16 protein-coding genes and 1 pseudogene are annotated in these 22,176 nt (G+C 69.1%); 11 read left to right on the forward strand and 6 right to left on the reverse strand.

Annotated features, from left to right (window positions below; translation table 11 throughout):
* The first annotated feature begins 569 nt into the window (after nt 1-569).
* From QF027_RS40295 to QF027_RS40320, 6 genes and pseudogenes are all read left to right on the forward strand, one after another.
* Nucleotides 570-1,235, forward strand: a complete 666-nt coding sequence (locus QF027_RS40295; protein WP_307082670.1) for a YeeE/YedE family protein — start codon at nt 570-572, stop codon at nt 1,233-1,235.
* On the forward strand, nt 1,235-1,651 hold the full coding sequence (locus QF027_RS40300; RefSeq protein WP_307080349.1) for a YeeE/YedE thiosulfate transporter family protein: 417 nt from the start codon (nt 1,235-1,237) through the stop codon (nt 1,649-1,651). Before QF027_RS40295 ends, QF027_RS40300 begins: the two co-directional genes overlap by 1 nt.
* A 974-nt stretch (nt 1,652-2,625) precedes the next feature.
* A pseudogene (locus QF027_RS40305) lies at nt 2,626-5,941 on the forward strand (right-handed parallel beta-helix repeat-containing protein).
* Nucleotides 5,942-6,036: 95 nt separating this feature from the next.
* Nucleotides 6,037-7,251 (forward strand): S8 family serine peptidase, encoded by a 1,215-nt coding sequence (locus QF027_RS40310; RefSeq protein ID WP_307080351.1) that lies wholly within the window; start codon nt 6,037-6,039, stop codon nt 7,249-7,251.
* A 132-nt stretch (nt 7,252-7,383) separates the two neighbouring features.
* The gene (locus QF027_RS49820; protein ID WP_373432464.1) at nt 7,384-8,070 is read left to right on the forward strand and encodes a Mu transposase domain-containing protein; all 687 of its coding nucleotides are present in this window, start codon (nt 7,384-7,386) and stop codon (nt 8,068-8,070) included.
* Nucleotides 8,006-8,404 carry an ATP-binding protein gene (locus QF027_RS40320; RefSeq protein WP_307080355.1) on the forward strand — a complete coding sequence of 133 codons (399 nt, stop codon included), beginning with the start codon at nt 8,006-8,008 and terminating at the stop codon, nt 8,402-8,404. The genes QF027_RS49820 and QF027_RS40320 overlap by 65 nt, the downstream gene beginning before the upstream one ends.
* Before the next feature lie 50 nt (nt 8,405-8,454).
* Here QF027_RS40320 and QF027_RS40325 read toward each other — a convergent pair whose 3' ends face one another.
* From QF027_RS40325 to QF027_RS40345, 5 genes are read right to left on the reverse strand one after another with little or no spacing between them, the layout of a single operon-like run.
* The gene (locus QF027_RS40325) at nt 8,455-8,937 is read right to left on the reverse strand and encodes a hypothetical protein (protein ID WP_307080357.1); all 483 of its coding nucleotides are present in this window, start codon (nt 8,935-8,937) and stop codon (nt 8,455-8,457) included.
* A gap of 34 nt (nt 8,938-8,971) precedes the next feature.
* Nucleotides 8,972-9,406 carry a DUF6262 family protein gene (locus QF027_RS40330; protein WP_307080359.1) on the reverse strand — a complete coding sequence of 145 codons (435 nt, stop codon included), beginning with the start codon at nt 9,404-9,406 and terminating at the stop codon, nt 8,972-8,974.
* Entirely contained in the window at nt 9,403-11,559 is a 2,157-nt protein-coding gene (locus QF027_RS40335) for a tyrosine-type recombinase/integrase (RefSeq protein WP_307080361.1), read from the reverse strand. Before QF027_RS40335 ends, QF027_RS40330 begins: the two co-directional genes overlap by 4 nt.
* A gap of 3 nt (nt 11,560-11,562) precedes the next feature.
* Nucleotides 11,563-12,171 carry a tyrosine-type recombinase/integrase gene (locus QF027_RS40340; RefSeq protein ID WP_307080362.1) on the reverse strand — a complete coding sequence of 203 codons (609 nt, stop codon included), beginning with the start codon at nt 12,169-12,171 and terminating at the stop codon, nt 11,563-11,565.
* Nucleotides 12,090-12,674 (reverse strand): site-specific integrase, encoded by a 585-nt coding sequence (locus tag QF027_RS40345; protein WP_307080363.1) that lies wholly within the window; start codon nt 12,672-12,674, stop codon nt 12,090-12,092. Before QF027_RS40345 ends, QF027_RS40340 begins: the two co-directional genes overlap by 82 nt.
* 162 nt (nt 12,675-12,836) lie before the next feature.
* Here QF027_RS40345 and QF027_RS40350 point away from each other — a divergent pair, with 162 nt between their 5' ends.
* Nucleotides 12,837-13,202, forward strand: coding sequence for an ATP-binding protein (locus tag QF027_RS40350; protein WP_307080366.1), 366 nt, complete (start codon nt 12,837-12,839; stop codon nt 13,200-13,202).
* A gap of 386 nt (nt 13,203-13,588) precedes the next feature.
* Here QF027_RS40350 and eccCa read toward each other — a convergent pair whose 3' ends face one another.
* The gene (gene eccCa, locus QF027_RS40355) at nt 13,589-17,581 is read right to left on the reverse strand and encodes a type VII secretion protein EccCa (protein WP_307080367.1); all 3,993 of its coding nucleotides are present in this window, start codon (nt 17,579-17,581) and stop codon (nt 13,589-13,591) included.
* A gap of 160 nt (nt 17,582-17,741) precedes the next feature.
* On the opposite strand from eccCa, the gene eccD reads away from it, so the two are divergent.
* The 4 genes from eccD to QF027_RS40375 all read left to right on the forward strand — a co-directional run bounded on the left by eccD (nt 17,742) and on the right by QF027_RS40375 (nt 21,861).
* The gene (gene eccD, locus QF027_RS40360; protein ID WP_307080369.1) at nt 17,742-19,142 is read left to right on the forward strand and encodes a type VII secretion integral membrane protein EccD; all 1,401 of its coding nucleotides are present in this window, start codon (nt 17,742-17,744) and stop codon (nt 19,140-19,142) included.
* Nucleotides 19,143-19,200: 58 nt separating this feature from the next.
* Nucleotides 19,201-20,709, forward strand: coding sequence for a type VII secretion protein EccB (gene eccB / locus QF027_RS40365; RefSeq protein ID WP_307080371.1), 1,509 nt, complete (start codon nt 19,201-19,203; stop codon nt 20,707-20,709).
* 287 nt (nt 20,710-20,996) lie between these two features.
* On the forward strand, nt 20,997-21,338 hold the full coding sequence (locus QF027_RS40370) for a hypothetical protein (RefSeq protein ID WP_307080373.1): 342 nt from the start codon (nt 20,997-20,999) through the stop codon (nt 21,336-21,338).
* A 202-nt stretch (nt 21,339-21,540) separates the two neighbouring features.
* Nucleotides 21,541-21,861 carry a WXG100 family type VII secretion target gene (locus QF027_RS40375; protein ID WP_373432465.1) on the forward strand — a complete coding sequence of 107 codons (321 nt, stop codon included), beginning with the start codon at nt 21,541-21,543 and terminating at the stop codon, nt 21,859-21,861.
* Nucleotides 21,862-22,176: the final 315 nt, after the last annotated feature.

Genomic DNA, 22,176 nt, shown 5'->3' on the forward strand with positions numbered 1-22,176 from the left:
ACCGCTCTCCCCGAACGGGTGGAGCGCCAGTCAGGAGGGAGCAACGTGAGTTGCCCGCACGCCGAAGAGTGCCCACTTTTCCCACTACTTAGGGCGAGCTTGCGAGGTTGGCGTGAATACTACTGCGACAGCGCAGATCGATGGCTCGGCTGTGCGCGCTACAGGATGTCACTCACCGGCGAGCGCGTGCCGATCAGCCTGCTGCCCAACGGAGCCCGCGCGAGACACCTCGAAACCCCGGCCAAGACGGACCGATCCGGCGCCGCGATCGCGGCGCCGGGCCCCCGGCAACCCCCGCCGCCACGGCCCGCTCCGGGGGCACAGCAGACCGCGTCGTGGCCCCAGCAGGCCGCGGCCCGGACACATGAGCAGTCACAGCCAGCGCCTGGAATCGCGACACCACGGGCCACGGCCCAGTTCGAGGAGCCAGCAGATGTCTGGCATCACCAGCCGTCACCGCCCCCGCAGGCTGCCCGCCCCTCGGACGGCCTCGCTCGACACACACGGAAAGCGCCCAGCTCGAAGCGCGGCTGGTGGGCTCGCTTCGCCGACTGGATGAGAGGACCCGCATGAGTACCTACTGGCCTTGGTGGGCGGGCGCTGTCGGGCTCGCTCTGGTCACCATCAACCACACGCTCATCGGTGACCGGTCTCTCGGGGTGTCGGCAGCGTGGGATCGCGTGCTGCACTGGCGTCGCGAACGCCGGCTGGAGCGGATGGACGAGGAGTTCACCGACGATCGGGCTCTCGCCGAGGCGCTTGCCGCGGCCACAGCGGAGCACTTCGGCACCGGCACCGGCACCGGCGCGTCCACCGTGCCGCAGCAGATTCCGTACGGGAACTCGCAGCCACTCGAAGCAGAGGCCGAATCGGCAGTGAGTGAGCGCCCGGCAGCCACGAGCCTGCGCCCGGCCCCGCTGGTCACTGAGGCCGCCCTGCTGATGTCGATCTTCCTCGGGGGGCTCATCGCCGCGGTCACCTCCGGGCGGTTCCACCTCCGCTACGATATGGGCCCGGTTTTTCGGAACCTGGTCACCGCCGACTCGACCACCATGATCGTTGTGCTGTTCCTGGGAGGTGTGCTGGTCGGCTTCGGCACTCGGCTGGCCGGTGGGTGCAGCTCCGGCCACGGACTCAGCGGCTGCGGCCGGCTGAGCCCGGTCAGCATCGTCGCGACCGCCGTGTTCTTCGGCACCGCCGTCGCGGTGTCGTTCCTCCTGTGGAAGGTGATCTGATGCGCACCCGGGGCGCGATTCTGCTGGCCAACATCATCACCGGACTGGCCTTCGGTTACACCGTCACCAACATCGGCTTCGGCGACTACGCCGAGCTGAACCGCATGTTCACATTCCAGGACCTGCGCATGTTCCTCTCCTTCGCGGGTGCTGTGGTGATCATCGTGTGCGCGTTCGCTCTGCTGCGGGTCCGCCGCACCCCGGGGCGCATCCACGCCGGCGTGATCCCCGGCGCGGTGTTGTTCGGTACGGGCTGGGCGCTCTCAGGCGGGTGCCCGGCCATCCCGATAATCCAGGTCGCCAGCGGATACCTGCCCGCCCTGATCACCATCGCCGGCGTCATCGTCGGTATCCGGTTGTGCCGCTGGGCCAACGCCCGGTACTTCCACCTCGACCGCGGCTCCTGCGGGCTGTGACCGATCACCCCTACGAACACGAGCCGTGGAGCACTGCTCAAGACCTGTGGCGGCCGGCGAGCGGTGGTTCCCAACGGCTACCACCGGACCGGCCGCCGGGGGCACGGCGGCCGATCCGGTGGAGACGCTGTAAATTCTCAAGTTATTGGGGCAATAGCGTTAATGTCGCGATATCAAACGAAGAACCAGGGGAGATAATCATGTGCCAACGTGCTGTCTGCCGGTCATGCCGAAAGTTGACCTACGAGGGCTGCGGGAGGCATGTGGAACAGGTGCTCATGGATGTGCCGACCGCTCAGCGGTGCATGTGTGAGCCTGCGGGAGGCGAGCGCGTGCGAACAGCGGAGGCGACGACTCGATCGGAATCGGCGCCAGCCCAATACGGCAGGTCGTCGCGACGGTGGGTCCGGCTCATCGAGTGGGTGAAAAGCCCGGCATGAGGTGATCGTCCGAGCACGCTGGCATTAGTCCCGTGAGTCCAAGGTGTTGGTTATCGGGCCACGAGACCCGGACTTCAGTACACCGGGGTGCCGAGTGACACCGAGCGTAGAGCCAGAACCGACACTCACGTCTCGCGACGAACGTCATCGGCGCTCTGCATGACAGCATCCGCGCAGTACCGGCACAACATCCTCAGTGGATTCCGCGCCGGGACGGGTCGCGTGCTCGGCAGACCGGACTGGCGCTGAAAACGCCGACGCCAGTGCTGATCGGGGAGCCCCCTAGCTACCTTGTGTATGAGCTCGATGCGCCAACGCACCCAGAGCGCGGAGCGCTCGTGAAATGGCATCCTGTTCCGGTGTGATCGGTAGGGAGCCGGCCACGATGAACAACCACATAGCTCTTATGAATCTCAAGAGCGGGTCGTTTGGGCCGGACCGGGGCAGCTGAGCAGGCCAGTGCCCGGCATGATGGTGCTGTCAAGGCACTCGAGGGCTCGTGGCTTTACGAAGCCACACGAAGGAGGAAAGCGCGTGTCACGCCAGATACTTACGGTCAGCCCGGAGCGGCCGGACGGCTTTCGGACGATCAGTGAGGCTCTGGCCAGGGCGCGCAGCGGCGCTGTCGTCAGTGTGGCACCCGGCACGTACGCGGAGAGCCTGACCATCAGCTTCCCGGTCACCATAGTGGCGGAACAGTCACGCGGCAGCGTGCAGATAGCACCGCGGCGTGGCAGCGCGCTGGTGCTCAAGGCCGAAGCGGTCATGCTCACCGACCTGGTGTTCCGCGGGCGCGACGAGGAAGCGCCGGTGATCCACGTGCCGCGCGGACAGTTGGCCATGCACGGCTGCGAGATCACCGGCTCAGCCTGGACGGCGCTGCTGGCTCGGGTCGGCGGCTCGCTGGCCCTGCGGGACTGCCGGATCAGCAATCCGGGCGGCGCCGGAGTCGTGGTCACCTCCGCGGTGGAGAGTTCCGTCGAGTCTTGCACCATCGAACACCTCGGCACCTCCGGAGTGGTCATAGGCGAACGCGGCCGGATAGCACTGAGAGGCTGCACGGTCCGCGACGCCCGCGGCAACGGCGTACTGGCCAATGGGGAGGCTCAGGGGTCGGTAGAGGAGTGCGACATCTCCTCGACCGACAAGCCCGCCGTCGCCCTGGAAGGCCACAGCACCATCCAGGTGCTGCGCACCGTGGTGCACGACACCAGTACGGGAGTTCAACTCGCCAGCCAGGCCAGGACAACACTCGAGGACGTGCGCGTCACCGGTACCACCGGCGTCGGTATCGTGGTCAGCGGGGGAAGTGACCCAGTGGTCCGCCGTTGCCGTACGGCACGCACCAAGAGTCACGGACTCCTGGTCACAGACCGCTCCCGGGGCACCTACGAAGACTGCTGGCTGGACACGGCGGAGGCTCCCGCTGTCCGGGTGAGCGGACACGCCTCCCCCGTCCTGGTCGGCCTGACCGTCAGGGACTGCGCGACGATCGCCGTGCTACTAGAGGAGGAGTCGGCCGCCGAACTGGACCGGCTCGATGTCACCGACGTCCTGGGAACCGGCGTTTCCATCCGCACGGGCGCCAACCCGCTCGTCAGGCGTGCCCGCATCAACGCGCCGCGCGGCCACGGCGTGGAGATCGTGAAGGACGGCCGGGGCCGGTTGGAGGACTGCATCGTCGAGCGGGCCGGTCGCTGCGGCATCAGGGTCGAGAACGACGGCAACGTCTACATCGGGGGCGGAGCGGTCCTCGCGCCCTCCGAGAACGGCTTGTCGATCGGCGCCGACGGCATCATGACGGTGCGGGATCTGGAGATCAGGGGGGCTGAGGAGTCTGGTGTCACCATCGAGGGTGGCGGCGAGATGACCGCCACCCGGTTGCGGGTGGCCGACAGCAGCGGGCACGGCGTCCTGCTCGCCGACGGCGGACGCGGCTCGTTCAACTCCTGTGAGATCAGCGGCAGCACGGGCGACGGTCTTCGCATCGAGTCCACCGATCCGGTCTCCGTGGTGAACTGTACCGTCCGGGACAACGGCGGCAGAGGGCTCGTCCAGGCCCGGCCTGGTGAGCGGCTCGCCGTGGACGGACTGACCAGCACCGCCAACGGAAAGCCGGACGCCTGGGGCTCCGGCGGTCCCGCCGGGAACGGCGCGGCCGACGAGAACGCACAGCTCACTCGGACGGATGGACCGCTGGCCGCCCTCGACGCCCTGATCGGCCTGGACAACGTCAAGGAGCAGGTGCGTACGCTGGTCAACCTCACCCGTCTGGCCCAGCACCGCGCCAAGCTCGGCATGACCGCCCCGCCGATGGGCCGCCATCTGGTGTTCGCGGGTCCTCCCGGTACCGGCAAGACCACCGTGGCCCGGCTCTACGGGGGCGATCCTGGCCGAACTCGGCGCACTGCGTTCGGGGCACCTGGTCGAGGTCTCGCGGGCCGATCTGGTGGCGCAGGTCATCGGCGGCACCGCCATCAAGGCCACCGAGGCCTTCAACCGGGCTCTCGGGGGTGTGCTTTTCATCGATGAGGCGTACACCCTGCTCTCCGACGGCCGTGGTTCCGGAGCCGACTTCGGCAGGGAAGCCGTCGACACACTCCTCAAGCTCATGGAGGACCACCGCGACGACGTCGTCGTCGTTGCCGCGGGCTACTCCGCCGAGATGGAGGCGTTCCTGGCGTCCAACCCCGGTCTGGCATCGCGTTTCTCCCGGACTGTGGAATTTGAGAACTACGCGGTACCCGAACTGGTGGCGATCGTCGAGACCATGTGCGTTGGGCACCAGTACGAGCTCAACGACATCACCAGGAAGGCACTCGCCGCACACTTCGAGCGCGTACCGAAGGACGCGACTTTCGGCAACGGCCGCGCCGCCCGCCAGGTGTTCGAGCAGATGGTGGACCGCCAGGCGTCCCGGCTGGCCATTCTCACGGAAATAACCGACCAGCACCTTCAGCTGCTGCTTCCCGAGGATATCGGAGAGGCCGCGGTTCGCGCGGTCGCCGACGAGGCCAATGGGCACCTCGAGGGTGACCCGTTGGCTCGCTTGGGCGACCTGGTGGGCCTGGCGGCCGTCAAGCGCGACGTCACCGACCTCGTCAACCTGCTGTCCGTCACCCGCCAGCGGGAGGCGGTGGGACTGCCCGCGCCGAGCATCAGCCACCACCTGGTCTTCACCGGCCCGCCCGGCACCGGAAAGACCACGGTGGCGCGGCTCTACGGCGAGCTGCTGGTCTCGCTGGGCGTGCTGCCGCGGGGGCAGTTGGTCGAGGTGTCCCGTGCCGACATGGTTGGCCGGTACGTAGGTCACACGGCGCAGCTCACCCGCGAAGTCTTCGAACGGGCCCTGGGCGGCGTGCTGTTCATCGACGAGGCCTACACCCTCACCCCCACCGGGTCGGGTTCCGGGGCGGACTTCGGGCAGGAGGCGGTGGACACCCTGCTGAAGCTCATGGAGGACCACCGGGACGAGGTGGTCGTCATCGTTGCCGGCTACACGGAGGAGATGGAGCGCTTCATGTCCTCCAACCCGGGCCTTTCCTCGCGCTTCTCCCGGCGGCTGGAGTTCGCCGACTACACCTCCGACGAACTGGTGACCATTGTGCGCCAGCACGCGGCCACCGCCGGCTACGAGTGCGGGCCGGGCACGGGCCAGGTGCTGCGCTCGCACTTCGAGTCGCTTCCGCGTGACCGGTCCTTCGGCAACGCCAGGCTCGCCCGGAAGGTCTTGGAAGGGATGATGACGCGACAGGCCGGCCGGCTGAGCGCGATGACTGCCCCAGGGATGGAGGACTTGCGCCTGTTGCTTCCCAAGGATGTCGTGCAGACGAAGGTGGTGCCCATGTGATCCGAACCCCACAACGGCCCGTCCTTCCGCTCCGACCCGGTAACCGGTGTCGACGCAGCCACCACATGCCCCTTCTTGTTCCCAGGATGGACAACATGCGCCGCCCCAGGCTCCGCTACGCGTTGCTGGCTGTTGCTACCCTCCTTTCCGCGTCCACCGGCGTGATCGCGCCGGCAGCCGAGGCCGGTGTGGCGTCCACTGACGCCGTACGACTGCCCGTGATGCCGTCCCAGCTGGCAGCTTCGGCCGCCTGCACCGGCGGCTCCGCCACGGTGGTGAAGGCGATGCCCTGGGAGCAACAGAGTCTGCAGCTGACCAGGACACGACAGTTCAGTACCGGCGCCGGCGTGACGGTGGCCGTCGTCGACACCGGGGTCTCGATCAAGGCCCCCGCCCTGACGGGCCGCGTCACCGCGGTGGGCGGGGCCGACGAGGACTGCGTGGGTCACGGAACATTCGTGGCCGGGCTGATCGCCGCAGCCCCCGTGGACGGCGTCGGCTTTTCCGGAGCGGCCGGGCAAGCGCACATCGTGGCCGTGCGGGGCACGGACCAGAGAGGGACAGCGACCGACAACACGGTCGCGAACGGAATCCGGGCGGCCGTGGACGCCGGGGCCCAGGTCATCGAAGTGTCCCCGGCTCTGACGCGGAGTTCCTCCACGCTCCACGACGCGGTCTCCTACGCCGCCCGCCACGGCGCCCTGATCGTGGCCGCCGCGGTGCCCGACGCACCCCGCGACGGCACCTCCTCCGCCCCTCCGCCCCAGGACTACTGGCCGGCGGCCGAACCCGGGGTCCTGTCCGTGGTCGACGTCGACGTGCAGGGCCGGCGCCCGCAGGCCGCGTACACGCCTCGGCATACCGACCTTGCCGCACCGGGTGATGGCGTGCTCGGTATCGGTCCCAGCGGCCGAGGCCACTTCATCGGTTCCGGACCGTCTTTCGCCGCCGGTTACGCCGCCGCGACAGCAGCCCTGGTCCGGTCCGCCAATCCCGGGCTATCCGCAGCCGAGACGGCCCGAAGGCTCATCACGACCGCATATCCCGCGGACATCCCCCGGCTCGACCCGTACGGCGCGCTCACCTCTGTGCCGGGGGCCTACCCCAGCCGGTCGGCGCAGGCTGAAGCTCCCCGGCTCGTGCGTCTGGAGACAGACGAGGCCGGTACCCGCGCGACGCGACGCGCGCTGGTACTGACGGGGCTGGGCATCGGTCTTATCCTGGTGATCACCTGGGCCGCCGTCGCCGCCCCGAAGGGCCGCGCCCGCCGATGGCGCCCGGCCGGGGGCAAAGGATCGACGGCGGGCTGACGGGAGATAGCACCAGTCCCGTGAGCGAATCGACCAGCTTCACACAACCGCTGGGAGCCTTCCGCCCGGTGCGCCAATCCCGAGGCGCCCACGCCCGGTGCAGCGTACGAGGGAGGCAGAGCTTCAGGGCCAATGGCCCCGAGACACTCAACTTCCGGCGGCCTCGGTGGGTTTGGGATCCTTGCCTCGTGCCGATCGTCCACGCGATTCATCAGGTACTCCTTCGTTTCCTCCCCCGGAAGCCGGGGGAAGAAACGAAGCTCCTGCGGAGCAGGACAAGGAGCCGGGGGTTCGCCGCCGGGGCGAAACTGTCGGCGACGGGTCCTGACGCTGCCGCCGGTCGACCCGCCGCGCTGGTGGCGTTTCGCCACCCGCATCGGCCGCGACCACTACATCCGCGTCGACACCTGTGACTACTCCGTGCACCCCCTGGCCATCGGCAAGAAAGTCCAGGTCCGCACCGACACCGACGAGGTCATCGTGACCCTTGCCCCCGGCGGGGCCGAGGTCGCCCGCCATCCACGCTGCTGGGCCAAGCAGCAGACCATCACCGACCCGGTCCACGCCCGCGCCGCCGCCATCCTGCGCGGCGACTACCGCCACCGCCAAGCCTCCCAGGCCCTGTCCCGTCGGCAGAACACCGCCGCCGCGGCCGACCTAGTCGAGGTCGAACAACGCCAACTCGACTCCTACGACCGCATGTTCACCCTCATCGAGGGCGGCGGCCAAGACGACGAGCCTGAGGAGTCTCCTGATGCCCACCACGACCAAGACCGCCGCTCCGGCGGGGACCCGCACCGGCCGCCAGACCACCGCTGACCTGTCCTTCCTGGCCCGGGCGATGAAGGCCCCGGCCCTCCTGGACGCCGCGGAACGCCTGGCCGAACGCGCCCTGAAGGAGACCTGGACACACACCGAGTTCCTCGTCGCCTGTCTCCAGCGGGAGGTCTCCGCCCGCGAGTCCCACGGCGGCGAGGCCCGCATCCGCACCGCCCGCTTCCCGGCGATCAAGACGATCGAGGAACTCGACGTCACCCATCTGTGCGGCATAACGCGCCAACAGCTCGCGCATCTGGGCACGTTGGACTTCATCGCCGCGAAGGAGAACGCCGTTTTTCTGGGACCTGCAGTTATCAACGGTTTCAGCTTTTGATGTGGCGTTCTTGCACTTCAGAACGTTGATGAGATTGCTGCACGGTGGCGTCAGCGCAGGCTGGCAAGTTCATTGACGTGGCGGGTGGGGACACCGAGGAAGAGGTCGGTCCGTGCCGAGCCATGGACGATGTTGAGCGTGTCGAGACGGTAGGTCCATTCGCCGCCGTGTGAGCCGGTAAAGCGGTAGTTGATCTGCCAGCGGAGCCATTCTCCGCGGGCGAGGCGAACGGCCGGGGGACGCCGCCATCTGCGCGGCATGCCGAATGGCGTCGCGACCAACTGAACGCGCAGCAGTCCGTCGGCTTCCCGCAAGAGCACGCCGGCGTCCGTGCTGGAGTCGGGCATGCTGTCGTGCGTCACAGACCGGGGCTGGAAGTCTTCGGCTTCGTGCATCCGGACCTCGTGCATGAAGGGCGGGGAGCCGAGCGGCAGCGGAAAGGCCGTCGGGGTCGCGTTCCGACGCGCGGCTTCGAGCCCGCCGCGGGATTGTTTGGTCCATGACGTGCGGACCCACTGCACCACTGTCTCCACGAGGTTGATCCTGCGCCATGGTGGTGACCGGCCGCTACTTCGTTTCGGCGATGGCCGCCTGTGGCAGGCCGCGGCGGGCGAGTTCGCGTCGTAGGTCGAGGTTCTCGCCGTGGGCCTGCTCCAGCGCGTCCCGCAGGGCCTGTACTTCTTCTCGGTGTTGCTTCTTCAGGCGCGTGATCTGGCTTGTCAGAGCGAGAACGAGGGTGCTTTCCGCGTCGGCGGGGGCGGCCGGTGCAGGAACCGGGCGGGCTTGGGACCGCAGGCGTTCAATGCGTCCTCGCAGGTCGGGGTGGTTATAGAGGAAGGCATGCGAGACGTCGGCCTCGCGCTGAACGCCCTGGAAGGTGATCGGCTCGCCGCGCTTGATGAGCGCGCGGATCGCCTGCTCGGCGGCCTTCGTCTTGGCTTGCGACTTCGCCTTCGCGGCGGCGGTGAGGGTCTGGGTGCGTTTGGTGCGGGCGTCGGTCATGGCCGAGTCCTTCGGTGACGGTCGAGATCGAGACTGATCGGGACGGGGCCGGCGGGGGCGATGCCGCAGCCGGCGCCCTGGACCGCCCGGCCAGGCTGCGAGCCGATGGTGTCCAGCAGCTTGTCGAGGGCGGCGTGCTCGGCTCGCCGTTGCAGGAGCCAGACGTTGTCCTCGGGCATCGGGCGGCCGTGTCGTTCCTGGAAGGCGGTGGTGGAGCGGTCGATCAGTGCGGTGGTCTCGGTCAACTGCCGTTTCAGCGCCGCCTCGTGGGATGAGTCGGTCACGAAGACTGAGCAGGTAAGGCAGGCGTTTCCTTTGTCGCAGGACTGCATCGGCGGCAGCATGCACCAGCCATGGGGCAGGAACCGGTCGGCGCGGTTGAACAGGTGGAGGCTGTCGTGGTCGTTGCGGGAGAAGACGACGTGGGTGCCGTCCGCTCTGAGTTTGGCGGTGGCCAGGAACGCCTGCTCGGCGTGTTCCTGGCGGGCCGCGACGTAGTGCATCGACATCGACGGGGTGGCGTGCCCGGCATAGCGCATCAACACATGGACGGGCAGGCTGAGTTCGGCGAGCCGGGTCAGCTTGGTGTGACGGAAGCGGTGGGTGTGACTCAGGCCGACGGCCTTGCCCTTGCTGTCGGTGATCTTCACGATCTTGCTGAACTCGCGGAGCATCCAGCTGTAGGTGCCCGACGGGTAGGGCTTGTCGCCCTGGCGGTTGCCGGTCCTCTGTATGAACAGGTGACGCGGGGTGACGCCGGGGAAGTGGTCACGGACCCACTTCCGCTGTTCCTCGATGACCGCGACGACCTCGAGATCGACGAGGATGTTGTCCGGCGCGATATCGATCTTGCTCTGTGCGTAGTGGAACCGGGTGATCTCCTCGTCCTCGACCGCGTCGAGGGCCCGGTCGCGGACCGGGGAGAGGCAGTCGAACAGGCAGGTGCGAATCTCGCTGGCCCGCCGACCGGTGAGGATCTGCAGCAGGATCATGCGCATGGCCTGTGGGTCGTCGAAACCGCGAGCCGTCGTCTGCTGTCCGTCGCCCCGAGTGACCAGCATGTGCTCGTCGCGGACAAGCCTGAGCAAGGGCAGGGCCGCGGGAATCTGGGCGAGCGCGTGGTCGTCGACGTAGTGCTCGTCGTTGAGGTCCCGCTGGTGCGGAATGCGGGAGACCTGACGGAACCACCCGGCCGCGTGCGCGTCCGTGGCCCTCGACCACGGGTGGGCGCCGAGGACCTGGCGGGCCTCGGCGGGATTGGCCGCGACGAACGCGAACAGCTCGGCGACGGCCCGCAGGTCATCGTTGAGCTGACGGGCGGCAACGGGACGCTGGGCATGCCGTTGCTCGTTCTCGCGCAGGAGGCGGTTGGCGGGGTCGGCATCCCAGCGGCGGAAGGCGGCGGCCGTCTGGACCGCGTGGGCGGGATCGCCCAGGACGTCCAGCGGATCGGCGAAGGTCGACAGCCACCGGTCGAAGCGGACCAGGCAGCGCATTCTCTCCTGGCTCACCGTGGACCAGCGCAGGACACCTGCTTCCAGCTGGGTGCCGAGCCACCATTTCACGGCCTCCCGCAGCCACTCGTGGCTGATCTTGGAGGGTGAACAGCCGTAGTGGGCCTGGGGTTCGTGCTCCGCCAGCGGGATGCGCGGGTCGCATCGGGGCTGCCACTCGTCCAGCGTCCACCACGGCTCGCCAGAGCATCGGGCGAGCAGGGCCAGGCGCGAGAATCGGAAGATCACCCGCAGCCGGGCGATGCTGCCGTGCGGCGGGAGCCGGCCCCAGCGGGTGGCATAGAACCACCGCTGCAGAGCGCCGGCCGTCTCCCAGTCCATCGTGCGGATCGAGGACGGGAAAGCGTGGTTCTCGCGAAGAGCCCGGCGAAGGATGTTGGCGAACTGGTTGGTGCCCAGCACCGCCGAGCGGGTCCCGTCCTGAGCCTGCCAGTGCGCCATCCAGGCCAGTTCGGCGGAGATCAGGTCGGGCAGGTCCCGCAGGTCGATGCGTCGGTCGCCGTTCTCGGTGATCCTTTCCCAGTCCTCGATGCCGTCGCCGATGACCGGCTCCTTCCAGGGCTCGGGCAGTTTCAACCACAGCTGCCAGAACGGGTCCTGGTCACCGACCTTGTGCAGATGCCGATGTTCACCGGCCATCGGTCACCTGCCAGGAGGAGATGTATGACTTCCAGTTCGCCGCGGCCCGCAGGGCCTCGTCCTCCCGGACCCATAGAGGTCGATCGTGGTCTGGACGTGTGCGTGCCCAAGGCGGCGCGAGACCACCCACTCCGGCGTTCCGGCCAGCAACAGCGCGGTCGCGTGGCTGTGGCGGAACCAGTGCGGCGTCCACGAGTCGGGGCCGATCTTCTTCTTGCGGAGGGCGGCGGTCTTGTCCCGCACCGTTCCTTCCCGCAGTGCGGCCAGCAGGGGCGGCCGGGTCAGGTTCACCAGCAGCGGCGAGTGCGTACCAATCTCCTCACCCAACTCGGCGGCACGGCAGGCGAGATGGGTCAGGTAGTCGGCGAACAGCTTCTCCAGGTCGGTGCCGACATAGACCCGGCGGGGGCGCATCATCTTCACCCTCGCCCCGTTCTCGTTGTCCTCTCGCGGGACGATCTCGATATAGGGGGTGCTGCCGCGGCCCATGACGAAGTCACCGATCCGCAGGCCCAAGGCCTCGCCCAGCCTCATCCCGGTCTCCGCGAGCAGGGCGAACAGCAACCGGTCGCGGAGGTTCCCGGTCCACTCGCCGAGCGAGGTCTCCGGCATCGCGCAGCCGTCCAGGATGCCCTGGTCGGCAACAGCAGAGGCGGCCGCCCACGATGCCGCTGGCGGCGGACCCTCACCAGCGAGGACGGGCCCGGCGCGGTGCGGGCGTCCAGGTGCGCGAGCAGTCCGCGGGCTGGGGCCCGGCGTGGTGCCCCGCGCATCAGACGACCCGCGACCGGCACCGAGAAGACCGCCTCCTGCCAGCGGTAGAAGGAGATCAACGCGGCCAGCCTCGCCTCCAACGTCTCCGGCGCGGGCGCTTGTTCGGGCTCGACCAGGGCGTGCTCAACGGTGCGGCCGTTACGCAGCCAGGACAGGAACCCGGCCACCGCCGGCACCCCGAGATCGCCCCACTTCGCCGTCTCGTCACGCTGTTCCAGGAACGTCCACCACTGAGCAAGCGAGGTCGCATAGCCGCGGACCGTGTTCGGCGACCAGCACGGACGGTGGGCCTCCAGCCAGTCCTCGACCGGCGCAACCGTCCGGTACTTCTCATCGATCACAGTCCACGTCCGCTGCCCACTCGAAGGCTGGACCGCCAAGCTGTGTGCCACTGATGCCGTTCCGTCTCGTTGAAGAGCTCCCGTTGACAGCAATGCATCAACGACACAGAACGCCCGCGGTGACGGTCGTTGCAGACATAGAAGAGAGGGACTCAAGCCCCGTTGATAACTCCGGGGACCGGGAAGACACACCTGGCGATCGGGCTCGCGGTCCGCGCCTGCCAGGCCGGCCACCGGGTCGCGTTCGCCACCGCCTCCGAGTGGGTCGACCGCCTGGCCGCCGCCCACCATGGCGGACACCTCCAGGCCGAGCTCACCAAACTGTCCCGAGGACTCCATGACGTTCAGGCCCTCCTCGATCTCCCGATGGAGGTCGCGCAGCCGCAGGTAGCGGGCCATGAAGATGGTCTTCTACGCACGGCCGACCTCCAGCATCGCCGCATGGGTCGGGCGGGAACGTTGCAGGTGAAGCGGCGCATGATCGCCTCGGTGGACGCGTTCCGGATCCGGCCGCGGTGGCGTACTTAATCATCTGGTCGTACTGATCGGCAATGAGCTCCCAGCGGATCGGCCGGGTAAGTGGCAGGGGCGAGCTGCGGGAAGGCGTACGGATCGCCGGGCGACGCCCGGTAGAGGGACTTCTTCTCCACATGCCAGTGGCTGAGGACGCCGCGGCCACCGTAGTGGGAGTGCCACTCGGTGAACGGGTTCTGGTCGTGGCGTGGACGTGAGGTGAGCACCCGCGATGCGACGCGTCTCGGGCCGACGGATGCGGGTTGGCCCTGGCGATCGCCTCGGCCGCCGATGGAGCGGCCGGGAACGGTGCATCGCCGCTTGTCCGGGACGGGAGGCGATGCACCACCACAGTCGGGCAACGGGGTTTCCCGTCAGGCCACTGCTCTATGGACAGGGTCTCATTGCACGCCCTGCCCCTCCCCGCCCGGCTCGCCCATCAGCGCGGTCTGCATGAGGACCGCCTTGCGGCGGGCGATGTACTGTGCCCGGCCGGGCGGCAGGTTGCGCGGCTTGGTGTTGCCGAACACGTATCCCTCCGAGGGTGGGCAGGACATCAGAAGCCCCGGCGTGTTGACCTCGTCCAGGCGCCTGAGCAACTGGTCGTTCAGGCCCCGCCCGGCACCGGTCGCGGACCGCGTCACCACGATGTGCAGCCCCACCTCGTGCCCCAGGGCGAGATGTTCGAAGAATAGTTCGAAGGGGTGGCTGACAGTGAGGCCGCCGCCGACCATGTCGTAGTCGTCGACGAGCACGAACAGCCTGGGCCCCGTCCACCAGTCGGCGAGGCGCATCCGGGACGGAGCGATGTCCGGCCCGGGTACCCTGGTTTTGATGGCGCGGGCCGAGCCGCTCACCAAGTCCCGCAGGGCGTCGAGCGCCACCGCGTGCCCGATCCGGTACTCCTCCGGTATCGCCTCGACCAGTGTCCGGCGGTAGTCCACCACCAGGATGCGGGCCTCACTGGGGCTGTAGCGGGCGGTGACCGCCGAGGCGACCATCCGCAGCAGATTGGTCTTGCCGCTCTCCGTGTCGCCGACGCCGATCAGGTGAGGTGTACGGCTGAAGTCGTGCCACACCGGCGACAGGGTCTCCTCATCGAGACCCAGCGCCATCCGCAGCCCGTCCGCCAGCTCCGGTTCCGGCAGCTCCGAGACGGGCAACCGGTGCGGCAGCGTCCGTACGGAGGGCGCGGAAGGACCGGACCAGCACCCGGCGATCCTCTCCACCAGCCCGGCCACCCCCTCGGTGAGGTCATCGGCGTTCTCCCGGCCGTCGATGCGCGGCAGCGCCGCCAGGAAGTGGAATTTGCCGTCCGTCGTCAGACCGCGGCCCGGACTGTGCGGTACGGTTTTCGCCTTGCGGATGTCGACCACCGAGTCCATGGCGTCGCCCAGCCGCAGCTCCAGCCGGGTGGCCACCTGGTCGCGCACCTGGCTGGACAGCTCCATCCAGCGCGCCGTGGCAACGACCAAGTGGATACCGAAGTTCAGGCCCCGGGCCGCGATCTGGTTGATAGTGGGGATCAGCGCGTCGAAGTCCTGACGCAGCGTGGCCCACCCGTCCACGACCAGGAACACGTCACCGTGGGGCTCGTCTACGAACTCGCCAGCCGCGCGGCGCTTGCGGTAGGTCGCCATCGAGTCGATGTTGTGGGCCAGGAACAACTGCTCACGCTGGTTGAGCAGGGTGTTCACCTCAGCCACCGTACGGTTGATCCGCTCGCTGTCGAGCCGGTTCGCCACGCCTCCGACGTGGGGCAGCCCGGCCAGTGAGGCCAGCGTTCCGCCGCCCAGGTCCAGGCAGTAGAACTGCACCTCGCGGGGGGTGTGAGTGAGCGCGAGAGCGGTGATCAAGGTGCGCAGCACCGTCGACTTGCCGCTCTGCGAGCCGCCTGCGACCGCCACGTGGCCGCCGCTGCCGGAGAGGTCCACCATCAACGGGTCGCGGCGCTGCTCGAACGGTTTGTCCACCACACCGACCGGCACCTTCAATTGGCCGAGTCCCGGCCAGCCGGCGGAGACCAGCCCCCGCTGCGGGTCCTCGGTCAGGCCGGGCAGCAACCCGTCGAGGGTGGGCGGCAGGTCGAGAGGCGGCAGCCACACCTGAAGGGCCGACGGCCCGGCGTCACGCAGGCGCTCCACGGCCACCGACAGCAAAGAGGCCGCGTTCTCCTCCTCTTCCGCCTCCGGCTCGGGTTCGGGCTGCTGGGCCGGTGCGCGTGGCACCACGTAGTCCGCCGTCCACGGCACCACCTGGCTGGCGACCCGCGCCTGGACCACCGCTCCCCGGCGCGACCGGTACGCCCCCGACACGTACGCCGCCCGGAACCGGGTGAGCTCCTCCACACCACTCTTCAGGAAACCGGCCCCCGGCTGCGAAGGCAGCTGGTAGGCGTCCGGAACCCCCAGCACCCCGCGGCTCTCCATGGCCGAGAAGGTGCGCAGGCCGATGCGGTACGACAGATGGCTCTCCAGCTGGTGCATGCGCCCCTCGTCCAGGCGTTGCGAGGCCAGCAGCAGGTGCACACCCAGGGACCGGCCGAGTCGGCCGATCATCACGAACAGCTCCATGAAATCCCGGTGCGCGGCCAGCAGTTCGCTGAACTCGTCGACCACGATGAACAGGCTCGGCAGGGGCGCCAGTGGTGTTCCCGCGGCACGCGCCTTCTCGTACTCGAGCGCGGAGGAGTAGTTGCCGGCCGCCCTCAGCAACTCCTGACGCCGTATCAGCTCCCCGTGGAGGGCGTCCCGCATCCGCTCCACCAGGGCCGCCTCGTCCGCCAGGTTGGTGATCACCGCGGAGACGTGCGGCAGCCCGTCCAGGCCGAGGAACGTCGCCCCGCCCTTGAAGTCCACCAGGACGAAGTTCAGCGTCTCGGAGGAGTTGGTCAGCGCGAGGGCCACCACCAGGGTGCGGAGCAACTCGCTCTTGCCCGAGCCGGTCGCGCCGATCAGCATGCCGTGCGGGCCCATGCCGCCCTGCGCCGCCTCCTTGATGTCCAGCTCGACCGGGGCCCCGTCGGCGCCCACCGCGACCGGAACCCGCAACCGGGCCGTGCCCGCGCTGCGCCGCCACAGCGTGTCCGGTACGTGACTGTACAGGTCGGAGATGCCCAGCAGGGTCGTCAACCGCACGTCCGTGGACAGCGGCTCGATGGCATCGGCGGTCAGACTCATCCGGTACGGCGCGAGCATCCTGGCCAGCGCCCCAGCGCCGGCCAGGCCGATCGGGTCGGGGCAGCCCAGCAGGGTCGACTGTTCCTTGCGGCTGCGGTCTGTGCGCACCAGCCGCACAGCGTCCGGCCGTACGTCCAGCCGCAGCGTGGTGCGTCCCGGACGCCACCGCAGGGCCTCCGACAGATCGAGCACGACCACGTTGCGGAAGCCCGCGCCGTCGAGCCGGTGCCCGGACGGAACCTGACCCCCGTCCACCACGACCACGGTGAACGGTTCCTCACGGCCGGGCACGGCGGCGGGGTCGAACTCCGGCCGCTCGGTGAACTCCGCGCCGAGCAGGTCCAGAAGGCCGTTGAGGTCGGAAGCCACCATACGGGAGGGCCCGGCGCCGTCCTGCTCGTGCGGGTGCAGGTTGTGCGGCAGCCACTTGACCCAGTCCCACTCGGCCCGGCGTTCGTCGCTCACGCACAGCGCGATCCACAGGTCCTCCGGGGCGTGGAACACCGTCAGTTGGCACAGAGCGGCCCGCACCAGACCGCGGACCGTCGCCTCGTCGCCGCGCAACAGCACCCGGGCCCAGGACCGAAGGTACAGCGCGATCGGCTGATCGGGCACCGTGCTGTAGGCCCGCATGAACCGGCGCAGCGCGTGCGCGCACATGGGGTCCAGGTCCTCCACGGGCTTGGCGGACACCGGGGACAACTGCATCGCCAGCTGCTGGTCCCCGACGGCCACCCGCACCTCGGCGAAGTCGTCGTCCTTGGGGCGCCGCTCCCACAACCGTGTCGTCCGCACCATCGAACGCAGCGTCCCTGGTGCGGGATGGCGCCAGGCGAGGGCCAGATGCTGCTCGACGACGGTCCGGTGGACCTTCCGGCGGGTCTGTGACAGGTAGCGCAGATAGTCCCGGCGCTCGCCGCGCAGGCGCTGCTTGCGCTCGCCGCTCTTGCGCATTACCTGGCCGACAATCATGACAGCCGTCGCGAGGACCATCGTACCCATCGCCACGTAGGTCAGCGCACCCCCGCTCCCGCCGGGCCGGATGAACGCCAGCATCATGGAGACGGACATCAATCCCATCGGCAGATAGGTCCACACCGCCGAATTGTCCGGCACCGTTTCCGGCAGGGTAGGTGGTTCCTGGAGGGCCAATTCGCCCTCCGGCAATTCTGGACCGCGTCTGCGGGCAGGGCGGCGGAATAGGACGACACTCAAGAGACGGGCTCCTAACGGTGGCACACGACTCACGAGCCGGGCCAAGAAGCGGGAAGTCCCCCGGGGCGTTCACGAACTCTCAGGGGTGTCAGTAGTCTGCATCCGTTCAACTCCCAAACCAAGCTCGTCGCTGAAATTCTCGGGAAGCGTGGCCTCTCCAATGACAGACAACTCGGTGGCTGCCCTGTGCCACCTCACCGTCCGTGCCCCTGCCAAGGCCATTGATCTGGCAGTACCTGCCGACGTTCCGGTCGCCGACCTCCTGCCCACCCTGCTGCGCTACTCCGGCGAGGAGCTGGAGGAGAACGGCCTGGACCACGGCGGCTGGGTGCTCCAACGCCTGGGCCAGAGCCCCTTGGACGACGAAGATACGCTGGAGTCGCTCGACCTGAAGGACGGCGAGGTGCTCTACCTGCGCCCGCACGCCGACGCGCTGCCCGAGATACGGCTCGACGACCTCGTCGACGGAATCGCCAACGTCACACGCGACCGGCTGCACGGCTGGAGTCCGCAGGCCGGCAGTCGGCTGCTCCGCGGCGCCGTGGCGGTCTGCGTGCTGACCGCCTTGGGGGTGCTGGCCTGGCCGGGAGGCCCCGTCCTCGCCCGCGCGGTGATGGCCGCAGTCGCCGGACTGCTGCTGCTGGCCGGGGCCGCCTCGGCCAGCAGGGCCGTGGGGGACGCGGCAGCCGGCGCGACTCTGGGCTTCCTCGCCGTGCCCTGCATGGCGTTGGCCGGCTGGCTGCTACCCGGCGGCGCGATCTCCGGCCCCGACGCTCATCACGTCCTCGGCGCCCGGCTGCTGGCCGCGGGCGCGGCAGCCGCCGGAGGAGCCGCGCTGGCGGTGGCCGCGGCGGCCGTGTACACCCCGCTGTTTGTCGCCACCGCGACGGTCGCGATCGCTGCCGCCGCCGACGGAGCCCTGATGAGCGTCTTCGATGTGCGGGTGGATGGAGCTGGCGCCGCGGTGGCCGCCATGGCCGTCGTTCTCGGCGGCTTCGTACCGGCCCTGTCCTTCAAGCTCGCCGGAATGCGGATGCCCCCGTTGCCCAGCAGCCCCCAGCAGTTGCAGGAGGGCATCGACCCGTACAGCGGCAGCGACGTCGCGACCCGGACCGAACTGGCCGGCAGTTGGATGACGGCCCTGTACGCGGCGACCGGAGCCATCTGCGCCGGCTGCCTGGTGGCCCTCGTGCGACTGCCTGGCCTTCAGGAGGCGCTGACCGCGGGCACGCTGTCGCTGCTCCTGCTGCTGCACGGACGCGGCATGGTCAACGTGTGGCAGCGCCTGGCCCTCGTGGTCCCGGGTTTGTGGGGAGCGACCCTGCTGGCCGTCGGCACCGCGGCCCGGCTGTCCCCTGCCGACCGTCCGGCGCTCGTCGCCGGACTGCTGGCGCTGGCCGCCGCGCTGGCCATTGCCTCTTGGACGGTGCCCGGCCGACGGGTGCTGCCGTACTGGGGCCGCGCAGCCGAACTGCTGCACTCGCTGCTGGCGATCGGCCTGCTGCCTCTGATGCTGTGGGTGCTCGGCGTCTTCGGCGCCCTCCGGGCGATCAACGGTTGACGGCGACCAACGGCTGACCGGCTGACCTGCACAGAGAACGGGAAGGGAACACAATCCCATGCAGTCCAAGCGTGACCAGGTCCAGGCCCATGCCTTCGTCATGGGCAGGCTCACCTCCGGCATGCTGCTCGCCGACCCCGACGCCCCGGAGAGCCCGCTGGCCCGTACCACCCGGGGCGCGGTCATCGGCGTCGTCGTCGCGGTGATCATCTCGGCGGGCGCGGCGGTGTACGGGCTCATCTCGCCCGGAGGCAACACCTCGTGGCGAACCTCGGACACCCTGATCGTCAACAGGGACACCGGAGGCCGCTACCTGTACATCGACGGCCGCCTCAGGCCGGTGCGCAACTACGCCTCCGCCCTGTTGATCGGCGGGAAGAAGCTGACGACCACCGCTGTGCGCACCGCGTCCCTGCGCGGCACGCCTGTCGGCGCCCCGGTCGGTATACCAGGGGCCCCGGACTCCGTTCCGGCGGCGAAGGACCTGGACGGCGGTGCCTGGCGCGTCTGCTCCAGCCTCGGCTCCGCGGGGACCGCGGTCACCACACTCGTCGCCGGGGCCCCCGTGGACGGCCGGGCGGTGGCCGAGGACCAGGCGCTCGTCGTGACCGGCCCGGACAAGGCGACGTACCTCGTCTGGCGGGGCAGCCGCCTCCGGCTCGACAAGGCCTCCGGCGCGGCCGTCTCCCTCGGCTATGACTCCGTGACACCGCGCCCGGTGTCCGCCGCGTTCCTGAACGCCCTGGCCCCCGGTGCTGCCCTTGCTCCGCCCTCCATGCCGGGCCGGGGCACCGCCGGGCCGTCGCTGGGCGGCGCTCGCGGCACGGTGGGCCGGGTGTACGTGGTGCGGGTGCTTGGCTCCGCACCGAAGTACTACCTGCTGCGGAAGGATGGCCTGGTGCCGCTCACGGCCGTCGGAGCAGCCCTCGTCCTTGGTGATCCCTCCACTCGCGAGAAGGCCTACGGCGGCCACTCGCCCGAGGCCGAGCAGTTGAGTGCCGACGTCCTCGGGGAGCACCTGGCATCCGGGGACCAGAGCCGGTCCGTCTCCTTGGGCGGCCTGCCGGACTCCCCACCCCGGGCGGCCTCCGTGCCTGACGATCAGGCGGCCTGTGCCCGTGTGGAGTCCGTGAACGGGCTGGTCCGCATCAGCACCGTACTGGTGCCACGCGGTGCCCTGGCCCCGGTGACCCAGGTGGAGCCCGGGGAATCCGCGGCGGCGTGCCTGCCGGTGGACGCCGTCGTGGTCCGGCCGGGCCGCGGCGCGCTGGTGCGGGCGCTGGGTGCCGGCGGTACGACGCTGGGCGACACGACGTACTTCGTGGCCGAGGACGGCGTGAAGTACCGGGTGTCTTCCAGCGACGCGCTGAAGGCATTGGGGTACGCGGACTCGGACGTGGTGGCACTGCCCTCGCCGTTGCTGTCCATGCTGCCGTCGGGACCGGACCTGGACCCCGGAGTGGCCGCGGGCGGTGGCAGCGCCACGATCACGCCTCCGGCTTGCGGAAACACCTCCGGAGGGTCGGGCCGGTCCCCGTCGCCCGCGGGGAGGGCCCCGGGAACCTGACTGGGTCTGCGTCGCCGGCTGCCGGGTGACGGGGGCAGGAGGCGTGGCGTGGCGCTGTGTACGAAGGGGCAGAGTTCGAGGGGCCGATAGCTCAGAAGTTCCTCAACCGTGGGCGCTTTCAAGTCGACTGGGCCCTAGCATTCTGTCGATCCTCCGAGCGACCCACTGGCCACGCAGTGGCACGACGGCTGGCGACGACAGTGGGTCAGCGTCCGCCGGGCGACCCACCGACCAGGCGACGGTGGTCAAGCGCCCGCCGGGTACCCCACCAACCAAGGAGCAGGACTATGGCAGGCGATGGACAGCGGTCAAGCGCACAGGCGACCCGGAACGGTATCCATGCGCTGGAGTCCGCTCTGACCGGCATCACGAAGTCCCGTCAGGACGTGGACAGTACCCGCGGCGATGTCGCCCGGGGCTACCAGGGCAGCGATGGCGGCCAGTTCGGACAGCTGCTCGTCAAGTGGGACGAGCAGTGCGGTGTCATTCAGCGCAACCTGCAGGACATGATTGAGAAGCTCAACCAGAGCCTCATTGAGCACCAGCAGACGCAGACGGCCGCGGGCGATGCCATCACCCAGGCCTCCGGCGCCTCGGACGCGGCCTTCCAGACGCTCGCCGGGGCCTGATCCCGCCTGGCCTCGTACTTCGCAGGTCACTCGATCGTGAAGATCAACCGGCCACGACCGGTCGCCACCGTGCGATCCGACGCGACTGAGCCGACGCGGCCGAGATCAGCCAACGATCTTCAGTTGACTCGTTCCTGACCGATGACCTGCGAAGCACGGCCCCACTTCCCTCCCGTATCCGACGACCGAGACGAGACCTGTGATGAGTGACCTTACCGACGGCAACATCTTCGTTGCCTACTCCAGCATGCAGAACGGCGCCGACGACATGGTCAGCCAGACCAAGGCGATCGCCACCACCCTGTCGAACCTGGAGGCGGAACTCGGTGAGCTGAAGAAGACCTGGTACGGCTCCGACGCCGACGTCTACCGGCAGAAGCAGACCGCCTGGGACCAGGCGGTCCACAACATGGAGCAGCTGCTCACCTCCCACGCCGTCCTGCTGACGGACATCTCCGGCAACTACAAGTACAGCGAGAACTCGCTGTCCCAGATGTGGTCCGAGGTCACGATCGGCCGCTGAGCGGCGGACCGGGCCCTTCGCTCCGTTGTGCGCCGTCCGGTAGACCGCCGGACGGCGCCCAACGGACCACCAGACAAGTGGTGGCAGATCTGATGCGCCTCGACGACCAGGAGCCCGAAGCCATGAAGCTCCGTCGGGAGGCGAACAACAGACGCTCGCTGTGCTGCTGACGGAGATCTCCGGCAACTACAAGTACAGCGAGAACTCGCTGTCCCAGATGTGGTCCGAGGTCACGATCGGCCGCTGAGCGGCGGACCGGGCCCTTCGTTCCGCCATGTGTCGTCCGGTAAGCGCCCTACGGCGCACGGCAGATTC

This window comes from Streptomyces canus (assembly GCF_030816965.1).
In the GTDB taxonomy this organism is placed as follows: domain Bacteria; phylum Actinomycetota; class Actinomycetes; order Streptomycetales; family Streptomycetaceae; genus Streptomyces; species Streptomyces canus_E.

What these genes read in the sequence shown, in the direction of transcription:
- QF027_RS40320 (WP_307080355.1), top strand. Translation starts at nt 8,006, where the DNA reads ATGCCCACCACGACCAAGACCGCCGCTCCGGCGGGGACCCGCACCGGC.
- QF027_RS40295 (WP_307082670.1), top strand. Translation starts at nt 570, where the DNA reads ATGAGTACCTACTGGCCTTGGTGGGCGGGCGCTGTCGGGCTCGCTCTG.
- QF027_RS40310 (WP_307080351.1), top strand. Translation starts at nt 6,037, where the DNA reads ATGCGCCGCCCCAGGCTCCGCTACGCGTTGCTGGCTGTTGCTACCCTC.
- QF027_RS40340 (WP_307080362.1), bottom strand. Translation starts at nt 12,171, where the DNA reads ATGCCGGAGACCTCGCTCGGCGAGTGGACCGGGAACCTCCGCGACCGG.
- QF027_RS40300 (WP_307080349.1), top strand. Translation starts at nt 1,235, where the DNA reads ATGCGCACCCGGGGCGCGATTCTGCTGGCCAACATCATCACCGGACTG.
- eccB (WP_307080371.1), top strand. Translation starts at nt 19,201, where the DNA reads ATGCAGTCCAAGCGTGACCAGGTCCAGGCCCATGCCTTCGTCATGGGC.
- QF027_RS49820 (WP_373432464.1), top strand. Translation starts at nt 7,384, where the DNA reads ATGGCCCCGAGACACTCAACTTCCGGCGGCCTCGGTGGGTTTGGGATC.
- QF027_RS40335 (WP_307080361.1), bottom strand. Translation starts at nt 11,559, where the DNA reads ATGGCCGGTGAACATCGGCATCTGCACAAGGTCGGTGACCAGGACCCG.
- QF027_RS40375 (WP_373432465.1), top strand. Translation starts at nt 21,541, where the DNA reads ATGAGTGACCTTACCGACGGCAACATCTTCGTTGCCTACTCCAGCATG.
- eccD (WP_307080369.1), top strand. Translation starts at nt 17,742, where the DNA reads ATGACAGACAACTCGGTGGCTGCCCTGTGCCACCTCACCGTCCGTGCC.
- QF027_RS40370 (WP_307080373.1), top strand. Translation starts at nt 20,997, where the DNA reads ATGGCAGGCGATGGACAGCGGTCAAGCGCACAGGCGACCCGGAACGGT.
- QF027_RS40330 (WP_307080359.1), bottom strand. Translation starts at nt 9,406, where the DNA reads ATGACCGACGCCCGCACCAAACGCACCCAGACCCTCACCGCCGCCGCG.